Here is a 22,498-nt window from a genome sequence, read left to right as displayed (position 1 = left end):
TTTCACTCCTCTTTCGTTGATCTCGGGGATATCGACGTAATACCGACGAGTATTCGGTCGACATCCCCGAGATCAACGGAGAGGGTGGCCCCGGGCGCGCGACACGCCCGGGGCCCTTTGTCGCTGATCTGCGGCGTCTTCCTTAGTAGGCTGAGCGCCATGGCCACCCGATCGCCCAAGTCCTCCCAGCGTTCCGGTGGTGGAGCGGCCCGAAGCGGCGGCGGTTCGGGCCGGAAGAAGGCCCCGGCCCGCCGGACCTCCGGGTCGTCCACGTCGCGCACACGCCGGCCCGCCCGGAAGAGCAGCCCTCCGCAAGGGCCCATCGAGATGTTCGCCGTCTGGATGGGGCACGCCCTGATGTTCATCTGGAGGGTGCTCGCGCACACCGTCGGCGGCATCGCCCGCGCCGTCGGCCGCAGCGCCCGCGACCTCGACCCCGACCTGCGCCGCGACGGGCTGGGCATGGTGCTGCTCGCCCTCGGCCTGCTCATCGCCGCCGCCGTGTGGTGGGATACCGACGGACCGCTGCCCGAGGTCACCCGCATGATCGTCGTGGGGGCCTTCGGCGCGTTCTCCCCGGTGCTCCCGCTGCTGTTCATCCCGTTCGCGTGGCGGCTCATGCGGACCCCCGGCAACGACGGCCAGGCCGATGTGGGGCGGCTCCTCATCGGCTACTCGGCCCTGATGATCGGGCTGCTCGGCCTGATCCACATCGCCCACGGCATCCCGTGGCCCGCCGACGGCGCCGAGAAGGTCCGCGCGGCCGGAGGCCTCATCGGCTTCGCCGCGTCCGGGCCGCTGAGCCACCTCATCACCCCGTGGATCACCGGGGTGCTGCTGTGCATGGTCTTCGCGTTCGGCATCCTCGTCGTCACCGCGACCCCCATCCACCGCATCCCCGAGCGCCTGGCCGGGCTGCTCGGGCCGATGATGGAGCGCGACGGCGGACCCAACGCCGGGGTCGGCATCCTCGACCCCCCGGCCAAGCCCCAGCGCAAACGCAAACGCAAGCCGCGGGCCACACCCGAGGCCACCGACGCCGACGAACCGACGACCGTCGCGGGCGACAACGAGCGCCCTACGACAGCCCGTCGTCGCCACGGCCGCGCAGGAGACGCCGGCCAAACCGGGGAAGGCGAAGACGGCGTCGGCAACGCCGCCCGACCCCACTCCCGCTCCGGAGGCCGCCGAGCAGCTCTCGATTCCCTCGCGCGTCGTCGACGGCGACTACGAGCTTCCCCCGCCCCCGATGCTCAAGCCGGGCACCCCGCCCAAGCCCCGGACCAAGGCCAACGACGAGGTCGTCGCGGCGCTGTCGGGGGTCATGGAGCAGTTCAACATCGACGCCGAGGTCACCGGCTTCACCCGGGGGCCGACCGTCACCCGCTACGAGATCGAGCTCGGCCCGGCCGTCAAGGTCGAGAAGGTCACCGCGCTCACCAAGAACATGTCGCTCGCGGTGAAGAGTTCCGACGTGCGGATCCAGTCGCCGATCCCCGGCAAGTCGGCCATCGGGGTGGAGATCCCCAACACCGACAAGGACATCGTCAGCCTCGGCGACATCATGCGGTCGCCCGCCGCGACATCCGACAACCACCCCATGCTGGTGGGGCTGGGCAAGGACATCGAGGGCGCCAACGTCGTCGCCAACCTGGCCAAGATGCCCCACGTGCTGGTCGCCGGTGCCACCGGTGCCGGTAAGTCGACGTGCATCAACGGCCTCATCACCTCGATCATGATGCGGGCCACGCCCGACGAGGTGCGGCTCATCCTGGTCGACCCCAAGCGCGTCGAGCTCACCATGTACGAGGGCATCCCGCACCTCATCACGCCGATCATCACCAGCCCGAAGAAGGCGGCCGACGCGCTGCAGTGGGTGGTGGGCGAGATGGACCGGCGCTACGACGACCTCGCGGCGTCCGGGTACCGCCACATCGACGACTTCAACGCCGCCGTGCGCACCGGTGAGCTGACCGCGCCGCCCGGCAGCGAGCGCCAGTACGAGCCCTACCCCTACCTGCTCGTCATCGTGGACGAGCTGGCCGACCTGATGATGGTCGCGCCGCGCGACGTCGAGGACTCGGTCGTACGCATCACCCAGCTCGCCCGCGCGGCCGGGATCCACCTGGTGCTGGCCACCCAGCGGCCCAGCGTCGACGTCGTCACCGGCCTGATCAAGGCGAACGTGCCCTCGCGGCTGGCGTTCGCCACCTCCAGCCTGAGCGACAGCCGGGTCATCCTCGACCAGCCGGGGGCGGAGAAGCTGGTCGGCAAGGGTGACGCCCTGTTCCTGCCGATGGGGGCGGGCAAGCCCATCCGGCTGCAGAACGCCTGGGTCTCGGAGAAGGAGATCCGGGCGATCGTCGACCACTGCAAGAAGCAGTCCGAGCCCAGCTACCGAGAGGACGTCGGTACCGCCGAAGCGAAGAAGAAGGACATCGATGAGGAGATCGGCGAGGATCTCGATCTGCTGCTGCAGGCCGTCGAACTCGTGGTGACCACCCAGTTCGGCTCCACCTCGATGCTGCAGCGCAAGCTGCGCGTCGGCTTCGCCAAGGCCGGGCGGCTGATGGACCTCATGGAGAGCCGTGACGTCGTGGGCCCGAGCGAGGGGTCCAAGGCCCGCGACGTGCTGGTGACCCCGGACGAGCTGCCCGGGGTGCTCGCGGCCATCCGAGGAGGGTGATTTCCGCGCCCCCACCGCGGTTCTCGCGCGAGGTCAAACTTCGGAAGATGCCGTCATTGACCGACTTTTAACTGATCGACGGGGAGTGTCTGGGCGTCTTCGCACGGTGTGACGAGCACAGTGGGTACAGATTGCGTAGCGGTCCGTGGAAAAGCGCTCTTGGGGGGAGAGGACGGACATGACCACGATCGGCCGGACTCTGGCCGCTGCCCGCGAACGGGTCGGCTACTCGATCGACGAACTCAGTGCTCGTACCTGCATCAGAGAAACCGTCCTCGCCGCGATGGAACGGGAGGACTTCGCCCCCTGTGGAGGGGATTTCTACGCGCGCGGACACATCCGGTCGGTGTGCCGCGCGATCGGGGTCGACCACACCCCGCTGATCGAGGAGTACGACCGCGAGCACGCCTCCCGCGAGGAGGTGGGCATGGTTCCGGCCATCCCGCCGAGCGACCGGTCCGAGACCACGGACCAGGCGGTCGCCACCGGCGCCTCCGAGGTGTTCGGGCGGTGGGCGGAGGCCGTGCGCAAGGCGCGGGGGAAGCGCGAACGGCCCAAGAGCAAGCGCGAACGCCCGCGGCCGGAGCCGCGCGAGGTGCCCCCGGAGGAGGACGGCCCGGAGAACGTCCGACCCGTCCAGCCGCCTCCGCCCCCGCCCCCGCGCGACGGCTCCGCCGACGAGGGCGAGCGCTATGCGGCGGCGCGCGCCCGGATCGCGGCGGCGTTCGCCGCCGCCGCGAATCGCTACTGGTCGACGGCGGTGACCCTGACGCTCGCCGCCGCCGCGGTCGTCGCGGGGATCCACGCATGGAGCGGGAGTGAGGCCGCCGACGGCTTCATGAAGGCGTCGATGTCGGATACGTCGGGCATCGCCGAGTCCCGGGCGGACGCCGCGAAGCGGACCGCGGAGAAACGGGAGCAGGGGCAGGCCACGATGGTCGCCGAAGTGCGCGAACGCGAGCTGCCCGACAAGGTCGAGGTCACGGTCAGTGCCCGTGCGCGCAGTTGGATCCGGGTCATCGACGGCGATGGTGAGAACAGGTTCACCGGTTTCCTGCGCTCCGGCGAGCAGCGGGAGTGGACCCATCCCGAGGAGCTGCGCCTGGACCTGGGCAACGCGGGGGGCATCCTGCTCGACGTCAACGGTCGGCAGCGGGGTGTGCCGGGCACCAAGGGGGAAGTGACCCGGATCACCATTGACCGGGAGTTCGCGAGCAAGCGCAACGACCGCTCGGACAGCGACGCGTAATCCCAGCGCACGCGCTACTGAGTCGACCGGTCCGGCCGTGCTGCGGGCCGGGTGGAGCGTGCGGCCGCGCGCTGCGGACAGCCGTGCGCACCCGAAGTTCACCCCCGCGCCCACGGGGGTTCGCGGAAGCCACGTGGACGAAGTTCGCGGCAGGGCGTCTAGGCTGGTTGCCGTGGCGGATCGCCGCACCCTCAAATCGTCTGTCGAACCTTGGAAGCCATGTCATCGCGCCGTACTGTTTCGCTCGTCACCCTGGGGTGCGCGCGGAATGAGGTTGATTCCGAAGAACTCGCCGGGCGGCTCTCGGCCGGCGGCTGGGACCTGCTCGACGCCGAGAGCGACGAGAAGGCCGACGTTGTCGTCGTGAACACCTGCGGGTTCATCGAGGCCGCCAAGCAGGACTCCATCGAGGCTCTGCTCGACTCCGCCGAGGAGGGGACGAAGGTCGTCGCCGCGGGCTGCATGGCGGAGCGCTACGGCTCCCAGCTCGCCGAGGCCCTGCCCGAGGCAGAGGTCATCGGGTTCGACGACTACGCGGAGATCTCCGAGCGCCTCGACGACGTCCTGGAGGGGCGCGAGCTCGCCCCGCACTCGCCCCGCGACCGGCGCACGCTGCTCCCGATCTCCCCGGTGGAACGGCCTGGGGCCGAGACCCACGTTCCCGGGCACGCCGAGTTCGAACCGCTGCCCGAGGGCATCGCGCCCGCGTCCGGGCCGCGCATCCCGCGTCGGAGGCTGACCGGCGGCCCGGTGGCCAACCTCAAGATCGCCTCCGGCTGCGACCGCCGCTGTACCTTCTGCGCCATCCCCGCCTTCCGCGGTGCCTACATCTCCAGGCAGCCCGACGACATCGTGCGCGAGGCCGAGTGGCTGGCCGGCGAGGGCGTCCGCGAACTCTTCCTGGTCAGCGAGAACTCCACCTCCTACGGCAAGGACCTGGGCGACCTGCGGGCCCTGGAGAAGCTGCTGCCGCGCCTCGCCGCGGTCGAGGGGATCGAGCGCGTCCGCGTCAGCTACCTGCAGCCCGCCGAGGTGCGCCCGGGCCTGATCGACGTGCTGACCTCCACACCCGGCGTCGTGCCCTACTTCGACCTCTCCTTCCAGCACGCCAGCGGCCCACTGCTGCGTCGGATGCGGCGCTTCGGCGACCGGGAGCGCTTCCTGGAACTGCTGGAGACCGCCCGGAAGGCGGTGCCGCAGGCCGGTGCCCGCTCGAACTTCATCGTCGGGTTCCCCGGCGAGAGCGAGGAGGACTTCGAGGAGCTGGTGGCCTTCCTGGAGTCGGCCCGGCTCGACGCCATCGGTGTCTTCGGCTACTCCGACGAGGACGGCACCGAGGCCGCCGACTTCGAGGGCAAGCTGCCCGACGACGTCGTCGCCGAGCGCGTCGACCGCCTCAACCGGCTCGCCGAGGAGCTCATGGCCCAGCGCTCGGAGGAGCGCGTCGGAACCACCGTGGAGGTGCTCATCGAGGCCGAACTGGACGACGGCACCTACGAGGGCCGTGCCGCGCACCAGGCGCCCGAAGTGGACGGCAGCACGATCGTGCACGGCGAGGGTCTGAAGGTCGGCGATCTGGTTCCGGCGACCGTGACCGCGGCGATGGGCGCCGACCTGGTGGCGGAGGCTGAGGTAGTGGCAGAGACAGAGGGCCGGAACGCGGCGGCCGACGACACCCTGGACACCCCGGATACGCAATGAGCCCGCAGGACTCCCCCGCCACCCCCGTCCCCCGCCATGTTCCGGTCTGGAACATCGCGAACATCCTGACGATGAGTCGGCTCGTGATGGTGCCGCTCTTCGTCGTGTTCATGTTCCTGGAGCCTCCCGGGTGGCGCCTCGCCGCGCTGGGGGTGTTCGTGCTGGCGGCCATCACCGACCGGATCGACGGCGAGCTGGCGCGGCGGCGCAATCTGGTCACGGATTTCGGCAAGGTCGCCGATCCCATCGCCGACAAGGCGCTGACCGGGGCGGCCCTGGTCGTGCTGTCCATGCTGGGCGAGCTGTGGTGGTGGGTGACCATCGCGATCCTGGTCCGAGAGTGGGGGATCACCCTGCTGCGGTTCGCCGTCATCCGGTACGGGGTGATTCCGGCAAGCCGCGGCGGGAAGCTCAAGACGGTGCTGCAGATCGTCGCGATCACCGCCTACCTGATCCCGATGCCGGCCTGGATGCCCGTCCCGCTGCTGTATGTCCCCCACGCGCTCATGGGGGCGGCGCTCGTGGTCACCGTGTGGACCGGCGTCGACTACGTCGTCCAGGCCATGCGGCTGCGCCGGGCGGCCCGGCGCGACGCGGAGAGCTAGAGCGCGGACGATGCCCGAATCCGCCGAGGAGGCCGCCACCGGTCAGGTGATCGCCGATCAGGCCGCCGCCCAGGAGGCGGCCGCGACGGTGCACCGGCTCCTCCGGGAGGCCGGGGCCACCGTGGCGACGGCCGAGTCGCTCACCGGCGGGCTCATCGGCGCGGTGCTCACCGGTGTGGCCGGGGCGTCGGCCACCTACCGGGGCGGCGCCATTGCCTACGCGACCGACCTCAAGTGCGGGGTCCTGGGTGTGCCCCGGGAGCTGCTGGAGCGGCAGGGCGCGGTGGATCCGGACGTGGCCCGATTGATGGCCATCGGGGTTCGGGACCGATGTGCGGCCGATTTCGGTCTCGCTGTCACGGGGGTCGCCGGACCGGAACCCCAGGACGGCCGTCCCGTCGGCCTCGTCTACATCGCCGTCGCCGGACCCGGTGGCGATCAGGATGTGCGGGAGTTCACCTTTCCGGGGGACCGTTTCCAGGTACGGTCGTCAACAACGCTGCAGGCACTGCGCATGGTCGCCGATTTGGTGAAGGCGTTTACCGGCAAATAGGCCCGCCTGATCCGTTCAATTCGCGGATTCGGGGGAACAAACCGTCACCAAGATCGTGTTACCCCTCCAGCGAACAGGAAGCGGTGAGGTGCGACGATCGGGCGCAGGGCAGGTACGGTGTTTTTATGATGGTCGCTACCGGTGGGAGGGAGCGCGAATGATGGTCCTGCTTCGTCACCTACTTGGTGACGTGCTACGGCAGCTCCGGCAGCGGCAGGGCCGCACTCTCCGCGAGGTGTCGGCCGATGCCCGTGTCTCGTTGGGGTACCTGTCGGAGGTCGAACGGGGGCAGAAGGAAGCCTCGTCCGAGCTGCTCTCCTCGATCTGCGGTGCCTTGGGCGTCCCCCTCTCCCAGGTGCTGCGTGAGGTCGCCGACCAGCTGGCGCTCGCCGAGCTGCAGGAGGCCGCTCTCCTCGACGGATCGGTTCCCGCCGACACCGTTCCAGCCCCCGACCGCATCGGCATCGACTCGGTGCCCGATCGCGTTCCCGAGGTCGTCGACATGGTGGGCGTGTAACGCCCCTTTCGTCTCAGCGGGAGCGCCAACCACCCTGAGGTGGTCGGCGCTCCCGTTTTTTCGGCTCGGTGAGCCCGCTGTGGTGCTGTGTCCTGCCACGCTCCCGCCGCTCATGCGGCGTGCGGCCGGAGAGGAGCGAGGATGCGGTGCCGGTTCAGCTGGCCCAGGCGTCCGGGTTCTCGGCCAGAGAGCGCACCGACTCGGGGAGCTTGCCTGTCGCGAGGTGCTCCAGGGTGACGCTCTCCAGGATCGACCGCTCACTGGCGCGCAGCGCGATCCACACCTGTTGCAGGCTGCGGGCGGCGCCGTCGTAGTCGACGTCCTCCGGGCGCTCCCCGCGCACGTTGGCCAGCGGGCCGTCCACGGCGCGGATGATGTCGGCCAGCGAGATCTCGGGGGCGGGGCGGGCCAGCCAGTAACCGCCCACTGGTCCTCGCTGGCTGCGGACCAGGCCGGCACGGCGGAGCTGGGTCAGGATGTTCTCCAGGAATTTTCCGGGTATGGCCTGGGCGCGCGCGAGCTGTTCGGCCGTAACCGGGCCGCCACTGGCGGCTGCGAGTTCGGCCGCGGCGCGCAACGCGTAATCGACCCGGGCAGAAAGGCGCATGCTGCGATTATGCCGTGAATCGAGGGGAGATCGGGTCAATGGGGCAGTGGTGTTCGGCCGACGTGACGATGCTGAGACGCGGCATCGGTCCTCCTACCGGGCTGATGGCGCTGGCGGGTGCCCGGAGGGCGGCATTGGTCACTCCACCGCCGACCGGGGCCTTTGCTGGTCAGCGTACCGGCGTCGCACGGGCCGCGCCGAGGAGTTCCGCCGCGCTCTGCCCGTTCACCCGGGCCGCTCCGTAGGTGCTGACGTGGGCCTGGCACGCCGGCCGCCAGGCGGGCAGCCCCATCTCCACGACGACGGTATCGGGGCGGGCCCGGCAGACGTCCTCGATCAGGCGGCGCGTGGCCACGTGGCGGTGGGCATCGCGCACCACCACGACGAGGTCCCGGTCGGCCGCGCGCTCCAGCAGGGCCGCGATGTCGGCGGAGGCGGGGTCCACGCGCTCGGTCCCGGGGAACCACGGCGACAGCCCCCACGGAACCTCGCCCACGGCGATGCCGGGCGGCGCGTCGAACTCCACGACCACCGGGTCGTGCAGCGGCGGGACGACGCCGTCGACCCGGACCGCCCGGCGGGCGCCGTCCAGCCCGATCGCGTCGGCGGCGGGCAGGCCGGGCGCTGGCCCGTCCGGGACCGTGTGGACCTGGTGCTCCCGCGTCCACCGCCGCAGGGCCAGGGTGCGCGCCGCGGCCTCCTCCAGGCGCTCCCCGCTCAACCGGCCGTCGCGGACGGCCCGCACGATGGCGGTGCGAACCGCGGCGACCTCGTCGCCGTAGACGAAGCGGCCCACGCACAGCAGGTCGCACCCGGCGATCAGCGCCCGCACGGCGGCCTCGGGGACGCCGATCCCGTTGCTGACGCCCTCCATCTCCAGCGCGTCGCTGATGACCACGCCGTCGAAGCCGAGCTCGCCGCGGAGCAGCCCGGTGACGATGCTCGGCGCCAGCGTCGCCGGTTCCGGCGTGCCGAAGGCGGGCAGGGAGATGTGCGCGGTGAGGACGGAGCGCGCCCCCGCCGCGATCGCCGACCGGAACGGCACCAGCTCGCGTCGGGCCAGCAGATCGGGGTCGGCGTCGACGACCGGCAGCTCGGTGTGGGAGTCCTGGTGGGTGGCGCCGTGTCCGGGGAAGTGCTTGGCGCAGGCGGCGACGCCGTTGTCCTGCAGACCGGCGACGGCCGCCGCCGCGTGCCGCGCCACCAGTCCGGCGGCGGAGCCGAACGAGCGGGTGCCGATGGTGGGGTTGTCGTCGACGGTGTTAACGTCGACCGCGGGGGCGAGATCGAGGGTGAAGCCGAGGGAACGCAGCTCAGCGCCGAGCGCGCGGTGCACCGCCCGGGTCAGAGCGGTGTCGTCGATCGCGCCGAGAGCGGCGTTGCCGGGGTAGTCGCTGCCCGCGCTCTGGCCGATGCGGGTCACGTCGCCGCCCTCCTCGTCGAGCGAGATGAGCGGGGCGTCGGCGGCCGCGGCGAGTTCGCGGTTGAGCGCGGTGACCTGTTCGGCCCCGCTGATGTTGTTGTGGAAGAGGCAGACTCCGGCGATACCGTCGGCCAGGCCGTCGAGGACCCACCGGGGCGCGCGGTGGGATTCGAACGGCACCAACAGGGTGGCGTTGGCGAGGCGATCCAGGGTCGGATCTGCGGGCATCACGGCTCCGTTCATCGGGGGCGCGGCAGCGGAAAGCGGCGTCGCGTACGTGGTGGCGTGTAGTGCGAGCGGGTGGGGTGTGTGAGGGGGAGGTCCGACGTCAGCCCTTGACCGCTCCCATGGTCAGTCCGGACACCATGCGGCGCTGGACGAAGAGGAAGAACACCATCACCGGGATGGTGAGGAGGGTCGAGGCGGCCATGATCGACCCCCACTCGACCGTGACGCGGCCGAAGTAGTACTTCAGGGAGATCGGCAGGGTGAACGAGGTGGTGTTGCTCTGCAGGAAGGTGAAGGCCACCACGAACTCGTTCCAGGCGGTGATGAACGCGAAGATGCTGGTCGCCACCAGGCCGGGGGCCACGAGCGGCATCAGGATCCGCCAGAAGACGGTCCAGCGGGTCGCGCCGTCGATCGCGGCCGCCTCCTCCAGTTCCCGGGGAACGGCCGCCACGAAGCTGCGCATCATCAGGATGGTGATGGGCAGCGCGACGGTGGTGTAGACGACGAGCACCCCGAGGAGGCTGCCGGTCAGCGGCAGCGACGTGGCCGTGCCGAGGTGGTGGAAGTTGACGAAGATCGAGATGATCAGCGCCTCGATCGGCACCATCTGGATGACCAGGAGCAGGACGATGAAGGCGGTGCGCAGCCGGAACCGGAACCGTGCCACGGCGACGGCCGCGAGCAGCGAGAAGACCGCCGCGATCGCCACCGAGCCGAGGGTCACCAGCAGGCTGTTGGTGAGGAACGACCAGAACGACGTCTCGGGGATGAGCACGCCGGACAGCACGCGCTTGTAGTGCTCCAGGGTCAGCTCGCGGGGGAACAGCGTGGGGTCGCGGGTGAAGATCTCCCCGTTGGGCTTGAGCGCGGTCGTCAGCACCCAGTACACGGGGAAGAGGGCGAACAGCATGATGGCGGCGGCCGCCAGGTAGTCGCCGACGCGGCCGGCCTTCTTCAGGAGGCGGTGTCTCATCTGGTCTCCCCCTGCCGGATCATGACGCGCAGGTAGTAGGCGGTGATGGCGAGAACGAGGACGGTCATCACCACGGCGATCGCCGATCCCAGGCCGTAGTTGGGCGGCGTCGAGTAGAAGCCGAGTTGGTAGGAGTAGTACGGCAGAAGGAAGACGTCGCGGTTGGTGAAGCCCCCGGCGAGGATGTTGAGCTGGGTGAAGATCCGGAAGTCCCAGATGATCTGGAGGATCAGCAGGAGCGCGAACAGCGGGCGCAGCATGGGGAACGTGACGTTCCAGAAGGACCGCCACGCCCCGGCGCCGTCGACCCGGGCGGCCTCGTAGAGCTCGCCGGGGATGCTCTTCAGCCCGGCCAGCACGCTGACGGCGACGAAGGGGAAGGACTGCCAGACCACCGTCAGGATCAGCACCGAGAACAGCGGTCCGGGGGAGTTGAACCAGTTGAAGCTCTCCCAGCCCGAACCGACGAGCCAGTCGGGGAGCCGGGCCAGGGTGGCGTTGACCAGCCCGTAGCGCGCGTCGAACAGCCACCGGTGCACGATCGCCGCACTGATCACCGGGGTCGCCCACGCCAGCATCAGCGCGATTCCCACGGTGGTGGACAGCCATGTGGGCAGCCGGTTCATCAGGATGCCGACGAGCGTGCCCAGCACCATCGTGATGGCGACCATCAGCAGGCAGACGACGATGGTGTTCCGGAAGATCGTCCAGAACCGGTCGTCGGTGAGGATGGAGACGTAGTGGGCGAAGTTGTTCCACTCGGCGGGTTCGCCGCGCAGCTGCCGCAGCCCGTAGTCGGTCAGCGACATCCAGACCATCTGGACGATCGGCCACAGCAGGACGACGGCGAGCAGGCTCAGCGCCGGCAGGATCAGGAAGTAGGGGATGAGGGCGGTGCGGTCGCGCCGTCGTCGCCGTTGGGGCGGGTCCTGCCCGGCCGGGGTGGGGACCTCGGCTCCGGGACGGTCAAGCGTTCGTGTCATGGGGCGCTCTTCACTCGGTTCGTCGAGGGCGGCCACCGGTCGGTGGACCGGTGGCCGCCCGCTGCGCGGTCAACTCACGCGGCGGTCAGCTCACTCCTCGGACCGGTTGAGCGCATCGGTGAGTTCACCGTTGAGCTCGGGCAGGACCTTGTCGGCGTCCTCGCCGTCCGCGAGTCGGCGGACTGCGGTCTGGACGGTGGCCAGCTCCCACTGGACGTGGCCCCAGTTGGCGGTGTCGGGGAAGAGCCGCAGGTCACCGGTGGCCTGCTTCGCTGCCCCGGCCAGGATCGGGTCCTTGGAGAAGGTGTCGCTCTCCAGCAGGTCGGTGTAGGCGGGGAACATCGAGGAGACCTCGTTGTAGGCGAGCGCGTTCTCCTTGCTGTCCAGCACCTTGATGTAGTCGAAGGCCACCTCGGGGTGCTCGGTGGTCCCCCAGACCGCGAGGTCGGAGCCGCCGCCGAAGGCCGGGGCGATGCCGTCCTCGCCCGGGATCGGGGCGGTGGCCCAGTGCTCGACACCCTCGTCGTTGATGCCGGATATCTGCTGCTTGGCCCAGGGACCGTCGATGAACATGCCGAGCTTGCCGTTGGCGAAGTCGGCGTGGGCGCAGTCGACCTCGTTCAGCCCGACGCACGCCTCGGGGGAGATCCCGTCCTTGGTGAGGTCGGCGTAGAACTCCAGGGCCTCTCTGGTCTCCTTGGAGTCCAGCTGGCCGGTCCACTTGTCGCCGTCCTTGGTCGCGAACTCGCCGTCGGCGCTCCACACGAAGCTGGCGATGCCGTTCATGAAGTCGGTCGGGGCGGCGAAGCCGACCGCGTCCTTCTCCTCCTTGATGGCCGTGGCGACCTCGCGCAGCTCCTCCCAGGTCGTCGGCGGCTCCTTGCCGATGTCCTCCAGCCAGTCGGAGCGGTACCAGAGGGCGCGGACGCCGCTGTACCACGGGACGCTGTACTGCGCGTCGTCGAAGGTGCCGTTGGCGTAGGCGCCCTCGAGGAAATCGTCGCGGTTCTCCCACTTCTCGGCGTACTCGGAGACGTCGTAGAGCGCCTCGGCCTCTGCCCAGGTCCGCACCTGGTCGTTGCCGATCTCGACGACATCGGGGCCGTCGCTGACCATGGCGGTCTGGAAGCGCTGGGAGAATTCGTCCCACGGGATCCACTGGATCTCGACCTCGGTGTCCGGGTACTGCTCCTGGAACTCCTTGGTCACCGAGTCCATGAACTCGTTCTGCGCCTCACTGGCGTCTCCCATCCGCCAGATCTCGATCGAGTCCGCGGCACCGGTGTCGCTGCCTCCGCCGCCACCGCAAGCCGCGGTGAGCATCAGGACGGCCGATGCGGCGGCCGTGATCTTCGGGAACCTCACCAGAATTCTCCCTTCGCGCGTCACCGCGCCGACGACGTGTTGCGTCGGACGAGACGCCCCTGATACATCTCGGGGCCGGCTGCGAACGCGTGACGCGGGCTTCGTCATTTGTGCGGGGTGTGCTGAGATAGCACGTACACCGGTCCACCTGGTCCGGCTGCTGCCGCAGCGTCCCGTTGATGGTGTGTGGGGACGTGCCTCTTGTGGGTTGGCCGCTAAATTAACAAGAAAGTTTCCTAATAAATAGGGAATGGAGTATCACGGTTATGTCTCGACGCCCAGGGACTCCGCGGCTGCTGCGGCAACTCAACGACCGCGCCGCTCTGGAGCTGCTGCTGGCCTCGGGGCCGATGACCCGCACCCAGCTCGGACGCGAGACCGGACTGTCCAAGGTGACCGCCTCCCAGCTGCTCTCCCGACTGGAGGAGCGCGAGCTGGTGCACGTCGTGGGCAGCCAGGCGGGCGGCCGGGGCCCCAACGCCGCCCTGTACGCCGTGGTGCCCTCCAGCGCGTACGTGGCCGCCCTGGACGTGAGCGCCACCGGGGTGAGTGCGGCCGTCGCCGACATCACCGGCCAGGTCGTCGGGGAGATCAGCATCGACCCGACGGACGCCCCCGACCCCGTCGAACTCGTGCACACCACCGTCCTGAAGCTGCTGGAGGGCGCGGACATCCCGCAGGACCGGCTCAGCGCCTGCATCATCGGCACGCCGGGCGTGGTGGACCCGCGCAGCGGCGACGTCCGCTTCTCCTTCGACCTGCACGCCTGGCACGAGGGCGTGCTGGAGCGCCTGCGGGCGGACCTGCGCAGCGCGGTGACGATACAGAACGACGTCAACCTCGCCGCGCTGGCCGAGCACGCCGAGGGGGCGGCCGAGGACACCTCGGACTTCGTCCTCATCTGGCTCGGCAGCGGCGGTGGCGTCGGCATGGCGATCGTGCTCGACGACCGGATCCACACCGGGTTCTCGGGCGGCGCGGGCGAGATCGGCTACCTGCCCGTCCCCGGCGCGCCGCTCCCCGACGACGTCGGCCTCCCCGGCGGCTACCAGTCGCTGCGCACGGCCTATGGCAGACCCTCGCTCGCCCACGGCTTCCAGGCGCTGGTGGGCGCGCAGGCGATCATCGAACTCGCCGCCGAACACGGATTCGCCGGAACCGACGTCAACCACGGCGACGCCGCCGACGTCACCGCGGCCCTCGCCTCCGCACGCGAGGCCGGCCCGGGGAGAGGCCTTCCTTGACGAGGTTGCCGAGCGCGTCGCCCGGGGCGTGGCGTCGGTGTGCGTCGTCCTCGACCCCGGGCTCGTGGTCCTCGGCGGCGAGATGGCCCAGGCCGTCGGCGCGGACCTCGCCCGGCGCGTCGCCGACGCCACCACCCGGATCGGCCCCAACGCCCCCAAGGTCGACATCGGCCGCGTGGACAGCCCCGTCCTCCGCGGCGCCCTCCTGTCGGCCCTCCAGCAGGCCCGCGAGGAGGTCTTCTCCTCCACCCTCGCGCCCCCGCGCTCGTAGCGAGCGCGGCGGGGAGAGTGGGGGAGCGGTCGCGCGTGGTCCGCGCCCACCGAAACGATGGCGCTCTGCTGGGGCATCACGTCTGCTGGGCGGCCTTGTCGGCGTTCGTCTTTCCGGTGTTCGGTGGTGAAAAGCGGCACCGAGGGCGGAGGGGTGCTGGGGCGCCGGTCCCCTAAGGGGTACGGCGGGCCCGGTTCGCGGCGTGCGAGGCTCCTCTCGCTGCGCGTGAAGGTGCTTCCGCGATGCGGGAGGATCGCCCTGCTGCGGGCCTCCTCCACCGATGATCATGGGAATTCCTCTGATTCTGTCCGTTTTGTCGTATGAATTCCCATGATCATCGCAGAGAACTTGTGCCAAAACGGGCATAACCGGCGCTTCCGCCTTTCCCGCTCCACCGGGGAGGTGCCCGGCGGTGCGGGCCGCCGGAGCTACCCCGGCCTCGCTGCACCCGCCACGGGACCGGCGCGCCCCACCCCTCCGCCCTCGGTGCCGCTTTTCACCACCGAACACCGGAAAGACGAACGCCGACAAGGCCGCCCAGCAGACCCAGCGGCCTCCTCCTTCCGGGCTACTCACGACCTCAGGCGCAGCCCCTTGGGGGTGGGGTGGAACCCAGCGGAGGTCAGGGCGGAGTCGAGCGGCGTGCCGAAGACCGGTTCTCCGTCGGCGCGTTCGACGGTCAGGGTGGACAGGCACCCGGTATGGATGAGGTCGGCGAGTGCCGATGCCGCGCGGGTGAGGGTCGGAACGTCGGAGCCGAAGGTGAGGACCGTTCGGCCGCCCCGCTCCAGGTAGAGGGTCAGGGCGCCGTTGTCGAGGACCACCAGTGCGCCCGCCTTCCTGCCGGGCCGGGCTCCGGATTCCGGCGTCTCCGGCCAGGGCAGGGCCGCGCCGTACACGTTGGCCGGGTCGGCGGCGGCGAGGACCAGGGCCGGCTCCTGGACGGTGGTCGTGTCGGCGCTCGCGTCGGTGCCCCTGTCAGCCGGGGGTCCGACGGAGCGCAGGCGGTCGACGGCTCCGGGGAGGGCGAACTGGGCGGCGCCGAGACCGTCGACGAAGTAGCCGCGGCGTGCCTTGCCCGCCTCCTCGAAGGCGCGGAGGACGGGGTAGACCGCGCTGAACCCGCCCGCTCTGCGCTGGCCGCCCCCGTTCCCGCGCCGGTCGCCCCGGCGCTCCTGCTCGGCCACAACGGGTCCCCGGGTCACCACGCCGTAGCGGTCCAGCAGGGCCGCCACCCCCGCGTGCCCCCGGAGCGTCGGGTCGCCCTCCCGGTCGGGCAGCGTTGACCAGCGGCCCGCGACCGTCGGCGGCCCGGTCCGTGTGGGCAGGACGGGGCGCCGGGAGCGGCTGCGGTGGGTCGTGCCGCCCGAACCGAGTAGGGAGCGCAGCGGTGCCAGAGTGTCGTTCGTGATCCACCCGCCCCACGCCAGGTCCCACAGCGCGGCGACCAGCCCCGCGTCGGAGACCGCCGCGACCCCCTCGCGCTTCATCACCCGGTCGGCGATGTCTCGGAAGAACAGGGCGCCGCCGTCCCGCAGTGTCTCCAGCACGGCTTCGTGCGTCGGGGAGAGGTCGATGTCGGACCGCTCCGGGAGCAGGGTGTCGGCCTCGTCCGCGGGCAGGAGGCACAGCCAGCCGTCGGACACGGGCGACGGAGCGCCCGGCCGTCCCCCGCCACCGGAACGGGCGGCGCGCGCCGTGCCGCCTCCCGAGGTGATCCCTCCGGCGCCCGCCCAGACCACCTCACCGGCCTGGGTCAGTTCGTCCAGCATGGCGGGGACGTAGCCCTCGACCCGAGCGGGCAGCACCAGAGACTCCAGCGCCGACGCCGGGACGGGTGCGCCGCGCAGCGACTCCACCGCGGTGAACACCGCGTCCGGGCCGCGCAGCCGGCGCCGCGCGACGGGGCCGGTCCTGCCGGGCGTGCTGGGCGCGGACGCGCCGGTGATCGGGCCGACGTGCTGCCACGCGGGCACGAAGCGGGCCAGCGCCCGCGGCGGGACCGGTTCCACCTCGCGGCGCAACCGGCTGATCGAGCTTCGCCGCAACCGGCGCAGCACATCGGCGTCGCACCATTCGGTCCCCTGCCCACCCGGCCGGAACTCGCCCTCCAGGACCCGGCCGCCGGTGCCCAGGCGACGCAGGGTGTCCAGCACCACCGAGCGGCCGAGGCCGAACCGCGCGGCGACGTCGTCCGCGGTGAACGGGCCGTGCGTGCGCGCGTAGCGCGACACCAGGTCGGCCAGTGGGTCGGCGACCGGTTCGGTGAACGCCTCGGCCGTTCCCGCGAACGCGTCGGCGGCCGTGCCGTCGCTTTCTGGCGCCGCCAGCCACGGGGGCAGCTCCACGCCGAGCGCGTCGCGCAGCCGCGCGGCGTCCTCGACCGCCGCCCAGCGCTCCTCTCCGGCCACCCGCACCCGGATCGCGCGCCGCTGACCTTCCAGATCGGACAGCCAGCCCTCCGGCTCCGCTGCGGTACGCGCCCGTGCCTCGTCCGTGCTCAGCGGTCCCAGCTCGCGCAGCAGGTCGGCCATGCCCTCCACACCGTCGTCCGGCCGCACCCGCCGCTCGGCGGTGAGCCGCTGGAGCCGCGCGTCCAGCTCCGCGACGACGTCCGGATCCAGCAGCTCCCGCAGGTCGGCCTGGCCGATCAGGTCCGCGAGCAGGGCGGAGTCCAGTGTCAGGGCCTGCGCTTTCAGCTCGGCCAGCGGTGCGTCCCCCTCATAGAGGAACGCGGCCGTGTAGCCGAGCAGCAGGGACTGCGCGAAGGGGGACGCTCGCTGCGTCTCGACCTCCACGACGCGCACGCGCCGCGCCTCGATGTCGGACATCAGCTCGGTCAGCCCCGGCACGTCGAACACATCGCGCAGGCACTCCCGCACGGCCTCCAGCACGATGGGGAACGACCCGAATTGGCTGGCCACCGCCAGCAGCTGTGCCGACCGATGCCGCTGCTGCCACAGCGGCATGCGCCGCCCCGGCCGTTGGCGGGGCAGCAGCAGCGCCCGGCTCGCGCACTCCCGGAACCGGGCCGAGAACAGGGCCGAGGAGCCGACCTCAGCCGTGACCGCGTTCTCGGTTTCGTCGGGATGCAGGGTCAGCAGTTCCGGCAGCATCCCCGACCGGCGCGCCCGCGTGCTCCGGCCGGTGCCCCTCGACCCACCGGCGGCGGTGGTCCCCCCGCCCTGGTCCACCGCCTCCTCCACGTCCGGCAGCCGCAGCACGATGCCGTCGTCATCGTGCGCCACCTGCGCGTCCAGGCCGTAGCGCTCCCGCAGCCGCGCGCCGATCACCAGCGCCCACGGCGCGTGCACGCGGGCGCCCAGCGGCGAGTGGACGACCGCCCGCCAGTCGCCCAGCTCGTCGCGGAAGCGCTCGACCACGATCGTGCGGTCATCGGGGACGTGGCCGGTGGCCTCGCGCTGGTCCTCCAGGTAGGAGACGAGGTTCGCGGCGGCCCACGCGTCCAGTCCGGCCGCCTGGGCGCGCTCCAGCGCGGCCGGGGCGTCCATCCCGCCGAGCTCCCGCGTCAGCGCGCCGATCGCTCGGCCCAGCTCCAGCGGCCGCCCCATCGCGTCGGCCTTCCAGAACGGCAGCCGTCCGGGGCGGCCCGGCGCGGGGGAGACCAGCACCCGGTCGGCGGTGATGCCCTCGATGCGCCACGCGCTCGCGCCGAGGACGAACACGTCGCCGACGCGCGACTCATAGACCATCTCCTCGTCGAGCTCGCCCACGCGGGTGGGACCGGCCCCGCGCGCCCGCCGCCCGCTGTCGTCCGGGGCCGGGGTGCCCGGTGTCGCGGTTCCGTCGGCGAGGTGGACCGCATAGGTGCCGCGGTCGGGGATCGTCCCGCCGCTGACCACGGCCAGCCGCTGCGCGCCCGGTCGGCCCTTGACGGTCCCCGCCTCCCGGTCCCACACGAGGCGCGGGCGCAGCTCGGCGAACTCGTCGGACGGGTAGCGGCCGGACAGCATGTCCAGCACGCCGGACAGCGCCGAGTCCGGCAGTGACGCGAATGGGGCGGCGCGCCGGGCGAGCGCCGCGATGTCCGCTACCGCCCACTCGTCCATCGCGGCCATCGCCACGATCTGCTGGGCGAGCACGTCGAGCGGGTTGCGGGGCATGCGCAGCTCTTCGATCGCCCCGGACCGCATGCGTTCCGCCACCACCGTGGTGGCCAGCAGGTCACCGCGGAACTTGGGGAACAGCACGCCCTGGGAGACCTCGCCGACGTGGTGCCCGGCGCGTCCGACGCGCTGCAGGCCACTGGCGACCGAGGGCGGCGACTCCACCTGGATCACCAGGTCGACCGCGCCCATGTCGATGCCCAGCTCCAGGCTGGAGGTGGCCACCACGCAGGGCAGCCGCCCCTCCTTCAGATCGTCCTCGATCATCGCGCGTTCGCTCTTGGACACCGACCCGTGGTGCGCCCGTGCGATCACCGCCTCGGAGCCCCGGCTCTGCCCGGACTGTCCGGAGATCTCGGCCGCGATCGCGTCCGGGGGCAGGGGCCGTTCGTTCGCGCGTTCTGTCGCGAGTTCGTTGAGCCGCGCGCACAACCGCTCCGCCACGCGACGGGAGTTGGTGAAGACGATCGACGACCGGTGCCGCTCCACGAGGTCGAGGACCTTCTCCTCCACGTGCGGCCAGACCGAGGTGCGCGCCTTGGCCGCGGTGTCGTCGGCACGTGACGGGTCGACGGTGGCCTCCAGCTCCGTCATGTCCTCGACCGGGACGGAGATCCGCAGGTCCAGGTGGGGCCGGTTCGGCGGGGCGACGATGGCCGCCGCGTGGGCGCCGCCCAGGAACGACGCGACCTCCGCGGCGGGGCGGACCGTGGCGGACAGTCCGATGCGCTGGGCGGGCCGGTCCAGCAGCTCGTCCAGCCGTTCCAGGCTCAGGGCCAGGTGGGCGCCGCGCTTGGTGCCGGCCAGGGCGTGCACCTCGTCCACGATCACCGTCTCGACCCCGCCCAGGCCGCCGCGCGCCTGCGAGGTGAGCATCAGGAACAGGGATTCCGGCGTGGTGATGAGGATGTCGGGCGGCGCGGTGGCGATCTTGCGGCGCTCGGCCGCGGGGGTGTCGCCGGTGCGCACGCCCACGGAGATCTCCGGCACGCGCTCGCCCGTCCGCTCGGCGGCGCGCCGGATGCCCGACAGCGGCGCCCGCAGGTTGCGCTCGATGTCCACGGCCAGCGCCTTCAGCGGGGAGACGTAGAGCACGCGGCACCGCCGCGCCCGGTCCGGCGACGCCTCGGGCGCCTCGGCCAAGCGGTCCAGCGCCCACAGGAACGCCGACAGCGTCTTGCCCGACCCGGTGGGCGCGATCACCAGGGTGTTCTCGCCTCCGGCGATCGCCTCCCAGGCACCCTCCTGCGCCGGAGTCGCTCCGGCGGGGAACGCGTCGCGAAACCAGGCCCGCGTGGCGGGCGAGAAGCGGGCCAGCGCGTCGCGGCCGCCCGCACGGTCCGGATCGGAGCTCATGGCCCCAGTGTGCATCGGGCCGGCGACGAAACCGCGGTGGCCCTCCGCGCGGCGGCTCCCAGCTGCGAATCGACACCACGCGTGCCGACCCCGATACTGGTGGGGATGAGACTCTCCCACTTCTGGAACCGCATGTACGAGCAGTTCGGCGAGACCTACGCCGAAAGCCTCGCGCGTGACTACGTCATCGATGCCCTCGGCTCACGCACGGTGCAGCAGGCCCTCGCCGACGGTATCGGCGCGAAGGAGGTCTGGCGCGCGGTCTGCGACACCTTCGACCTGCCCTCGACCGTCAGATAGTCGGAGCGGCGCTCACCCCTGGACGGGTGCACGGGCTCTCCGCGCGATGCACAGGCGGCCCGTCCCCAGCGGACGGCGACGGAGGAGAATTCCCCCATTTCGACAAACGCTCAATTGTTGAAATCGCCGGTCCAGTTCTTTCACACTTTCTAGTCCCTCCAAAACCGGGTGGTCGTAGAATGGAATCCGTGCACTTTTCCGAATCCGGTGCGAACCGGTGATCGACAAGGGGCGGTTTCCATGAAGGTCCTGGCTGAAGGTGTGAAATTCAGCTACTCCAAGGAATCCAAGGTGCTCGACAGGGCCTCCTGGGTGGTCCATTCCGGGGTCGCTGGACTGGTGGGGGAGAATGGGTCGGGCAAGACGACGCTATTGTCGATCATCGCCACGCTGAAACGGCCGCAGCGCGGCCGCCTGATTGTGGGCGGGCAGGATCTCACCCGCGCTTCGGGGCGGCGTGCCGCCCGGCGGTTGATCGGCTTCGTACCGCAGAACTACACGCTCGCGCGAGAGCTCACCGTGGTCGACACCGTCGCCTACACCGCGTGGGTGAGCGGCGTGGGCCGCGACGCGTGCGACGCCGCCGCCGAACGCGCGTTGGGCCTGGTCGGCCTCACGGGGCGGGAACGGCGCCGGATCCACGCTCTCTCCGCTGACGAGCGCCGCCGCGTGGGGGTGGCCGCGGCGCTCGCCCACGACCCCGAGATCCTGGTGATGGACGCGCCCGCCGAAGGCCTCGACGAAGAGCAGCGGGCGCGGCTGCGCGTGATCGTCGCCCGCCTGGCGCGCGACCGCACGGTCATCCTGTCCGCGTCCGCCATGGCGGACATCGCGGACATGTGTGATGAGGTGGCGGTGCTGGCAGGCGGCCGGATCGTCTTCCGGGGAAGCCCCACTGCTGCGGCGGAGGCGCCGCTGGAGAGCGGGGCGCCGCCCCACGAGTCGAGCGTCGGCATCACCGCCTCGCGCGTCAGGAACGGCGCGGACACTCGGCAAACCCAGGGAGGGCCGTGATGCGCCCGCGGCTCCACCGCGTCGGCTGGCCGCTGCCTCCCCTGCTGCTCCTCCTGCCCTCCACCGCGATCACCCTGTTCACCTGGTACGCCACCGCCGACCAGCTCACCCTGTCCGCTCCGGACTGGACCCACACCTCGGGAGTGATCGCCGAGCGGACGCGGCTGCCGGCCGTCCTGGCGGCGACGTCCTCCGCCCTTATCGCGTCCCGCCTCACCCCCCGCACCCGGATCTTCGCCCAGGCATGGCAGGTGCGTGCCGGATGGCCGACCGTGGGGTGCCATGTCCTCGCCGCCCTCGGCTGGTTCCTCGGCGCCTACCTGCTGGGGCTGCTGCCGCTGCTGTGGCAGACCGCCGCGCGGGTCGACTACGGCATCCCCGACCCGCTGGTCGTGGGCGGCGCCTTCCTCGGGCTCGCGGCACTCGTCGCCCTGGGCTACCTCGTGGGGGCGGTGCTGGCCGCCCCGCTGGCCGTGCCTGCCGCGGCCGGCGCGGCGCTGCTGATCCTGTACCTGCCGGACGTCCTCGGACAGTGGGGCGCGCTCGCCCCCGCCGTGGCAGCGGACCCGCCGCACCTGGGGATGCGCGAGGAGCGTCCGTTCGCGGCCTTCCGCCTGGCCTTCTTCTCCCTCGTCGTGGTCGTCGCGGGGGTGCTGGCCGCGCACGTGGTGCGGGTCGGTCGGCGCCAGTCGGTCGCGCCCTACGGTGTGGCGACGGTGATGCTGGGGGTGGGGCTCGCCGTGGTCCCGCAGTACCCGGCGTGGGCGTGGGTGGAGTACGACCCGCGCAAGCCGAAGGTGTGTGAGGACCGCGCCTCCGTCCGGGTCTGCGTCCATCGCGGACACGAGGCGGAACTCGCCGCGGCCGCGGAGCGGGCCGACCGTCTGGTCGACGCCTACGGGCCCGGCGCGGTGGACTTCCACGAGGTGCGCGACCTCAGTCTGGCCCGCAGCCACGACGATGTGGTCATCGGGGCGCGGCAGGGGGTGGTGTGGCTGCGCATCCGTCCCGGGTGGGCCGCCGAGCACAGTGTTCCGGGGGCCATCACGCGGCGGCTGGTCCCCGACGCCGCGGCGCCGCGCCGCGCCGACACCCCGCCTCGAACAGTCGAACAGAAGTTCGGGTAGTGTGGTCGTGGAATCGGAGTCCGCGGACGTGGCGTGAGACACTAGTTGTCGAGGGATCGCCCATGATGGCGGAAGGTCGCCGGGCCCACACAGCGCTACCGGCGCGGCGGGCGTCCACAGGGTGACGCGGAACCGTCGTCGAATGTCAGAGCGACCGCGTAGCGTC

General features: G+C 71.5%; 15 protein-coding genes and 2 pseudogenes. 10 read left to right on the top strand and 7 right to left on the bottom strand.

Annotation, left to right across the window (positions count from 1 at the left end; translation table 11 throughout):
- Window positions 1-2: 2 nt before the first annotated feature.
- Entirely contained in the window at window positions 3-365 is a 363-nt protein-coding gene (locus CDO52_RS28250; protein ID WP_198345911.1) for a hypothetical protein, read from the bottom strand.
- On the opposite strand from CDO52_RS28250, the pseudogene CDO52_RS20705 reads away from it, so the two are divergent.
- From CDO52_RS20705 to CDO52_RS20680, 6 genes and pseudogenes are all read left to right on the top strand, one after another.
- A pseudogene (locus tag CDO52_RS20705) lies at window positions 328-2,686 on the top strand (DNA translocase FtsK). The gene CDO52_RS28250 and the pseudogene CDO52_RS20705 sit on opposite strands and share 38 nt — an antisense overlap.
- Window positions 2,687-2,864: 178 nt before the next feature.
- Window positions 2,865-3,935 carry a helix-turn-helix domain-containing protein gene (locus tag CDO52_RS20700; protein WP_017620843.1) on the top strand — a complete coding sequence of 357 codons (1,071 nt, stop codon included), beginning with the start codon at window positions 2,865-2,867 and terminating at the stop codon, window positions 3,933-3,935.
- 219 nt (window positions 3,936-4,154) lie between these two features.
- A complete protein-coding gene (gene rimO / locus CDO52_RS20695; RefSeq protein ID WP_017620842.1) occupies window positions 4,155-5,636 on the top strand; it encodes a 30S ribosomal protein S12 methylthiotransferase RimO in 1,482 nt (493 codons plus the stop codon).
- A complete protein-coding gene (gene pgsA, locus CDO52_RS20690; protein WP_017620841.1) occupies window positions 5,633-6,241 on the top strand; it encodes a CDP-diacylglycerol--glycerol-3-phosphate 3-phosphatidyltransferase in 609 nt (202 codons plus the stop codon). The genes rimO and pgsA overlap by 4 nt, the downstream gene beginning before the upstream one ends.
- Window positions 6,242-6,251: 10 nt before the next feature.
- A complete protein-coding gene (locus tag CDO52_RS20685) occupies window positions 6,252-6,794 on the top strand; it encodes a CinA family protein (protein WP_017620840.1) in 543 nt (180 codons plus the stop codon).
- Window positions 6,795-6,951: 157 nt separating this feature from the next.
- On the top strand, window positions 6,952-7,311 hold the full coding sequence (locus CDO52_RS20680; RefSeq protein WP_017620839.1) for a helix-turn-helix domain-containing protein: 360 nt from the start codon (window positions 6,952-6,954) through the stop codon (window positions 7,309-7,311).
- Window positions 7,312-7,465: 154 nt separating this feature from the next.
- Here CDO52_RS20680 and CDO52_RS20675 read toward each other — a convergent pair whose 3' ends face one another.
- From CDO52_RS20675 to CDO52_RS20655, 5 genes are all read right to left on the bottom strand, one after another.
- Complete coding sequence (locus CDO52_RS20675) at window positions 7,466-7,918, bottom strand: RrF2 family transcriptional regulator (protein WP_094932626.1); 453 nt, start codon at window positions 7,916-7,918, stop codon at window positions 7,466-7,468.
- Between the two features lie 169 nt (window positions 7,919-8,087).
- A complete protein-coding gene (locus CDO52_RS20670) occupies window positions 8,088-9,569 on the bottom strand; it encodes a glycoside hydrolase family 3 protein (protein WP_017620837.1) in 1,482 nt (493 codons plus the stop codon).
- Window positions 9,570-9,669: 100 nt separating this feature from the next.
- Complete coding sequence (locus tag CDO52_RS20665; protein WP_017620836.1) at window positions 9,670-10,545, bottom strand: carbohydrate ABC transporter permease; 876 nt, start codon at window positions 10,543-10,545, stop codon at window positions 9,670-9,672.
- Window positions 10,542-11,528: a carbohydrate ABC transporter permease gene (locus CDO52_RS20660; protein WP_017620835.1), complete on the bottom strand. Its 987-nt coding sequence runs from the start codon at window positions 11,526-11,528 to the stop codon at window positions 10,542-10,544. The genes CDO52_RS20665 and CDO52_RS20660 overlap by 4 nt, the downstream gene beginning before the upstream one ends.
- Before the next feature lie 90 nt (window positions 11,529-11,618).
- Window positions 11,619-12,893: an extracellular solute-binding protein gene (locus tag CDO52_RS20655; protein ID WP_017620834.1), complete on the bottom strand. Its 1,275-nt coding sequence runs from the start codon at window positions 12,891-12,893 to the stop codon at window positions 11,619-11,621.
- A 266-nt stretch (window positions 12,894-13,159) separates the two neighbouring features.
- On the opposite strand from CDO52_RS20655, the pseudogene CDO52_RS20650 reads away from it, so the two are divergent.
- Window positions 13,160-14,408 (top strand): annotated as a pseudogene (locus tag CDO52_RS20650) (ROK family transcriptional regulator).
- Window positions 14,409-14,980: 572 nt separating this feature from the next.
- On the opposite strand, the gene CDO52_RS20645 reads toward CDO52_RS20650, so the two are convergent.
- The gene (locus CDO52_RS20645; protein ID WP_094932863.1) at window positions 14,981-19,891 is read right to left on the bottom strand and encodes a DEAD/DEAH box helicase; all 4,911 of its coding nucleotides are present in this window, start codon (window positions 19,889-19,891) and stop codon (window positions 14,981-14,983) included.
- A 105-nt stretch (window positions 19,892-19,996) separates the two neighbouring features.
- Between CDO52_RS20645 and CDO52_RS20640 the strand changes: the two genes are divergently transcribed.
- The 3 genes from CDO52_RS20640 (at window position 19,997) to CDO52_RS20630 (ending at window position 22,332) form a co-directional block, all read left to right on the top strand.
- Window positions 19,997-20,191: a DUF3046 domain-containing protein gene (locus CDO52_RS20640; protein WP_083920061.1), complete on the top strand. Its 195-nt coding sequence runs from the start codon at window positions 19,997-19,999 to the stop codon at window positions 20,189-20,191.
- A 240-nt stretch (window positions 20,192-20,431) separates the two neighbouring features.
- Window positions 20,432-21,205: an ATP-binding cassette domain-containing protein gene (locus tag CDO52_RS20635; protein WP_017620830.1), complete on the top strand. Its 774-nt coding sequence runs from the start codon at window positions 20,432-20,434 to the stop codon at window positions 21,203-21,205.
- A complete protein-coding gene (locus CDO52_RS20630) occupies window positions 21,205-22,332 on the top strand; it encodes a hypothetical protein (protein WP_094932625.1) in 1,128 nt (375 codons plus the stop codon). Before CDO52_RS20635 ends, CDO52_RS20630 begins: the two co-directional genes overlap by 1 nt.
- The last annotated feature ends 166 nt before the right edge of the window (window positions 22,333-22,498 follow it).

Origin of the sequence: Nocardiopsis gilva YIM 90087 (assembly GCF_002263495.1) — a bacterium.
Lineage (GTDB): Bacteria > Actinomycetota > Actinomycetes > Streptosporangiales > Streptosporangiaceae > Nocardiopsis_C > Nocardiopsis_C gilva.
This window is presented reverse-complemented; position numbering and strand designations above follow the sequence as displayed.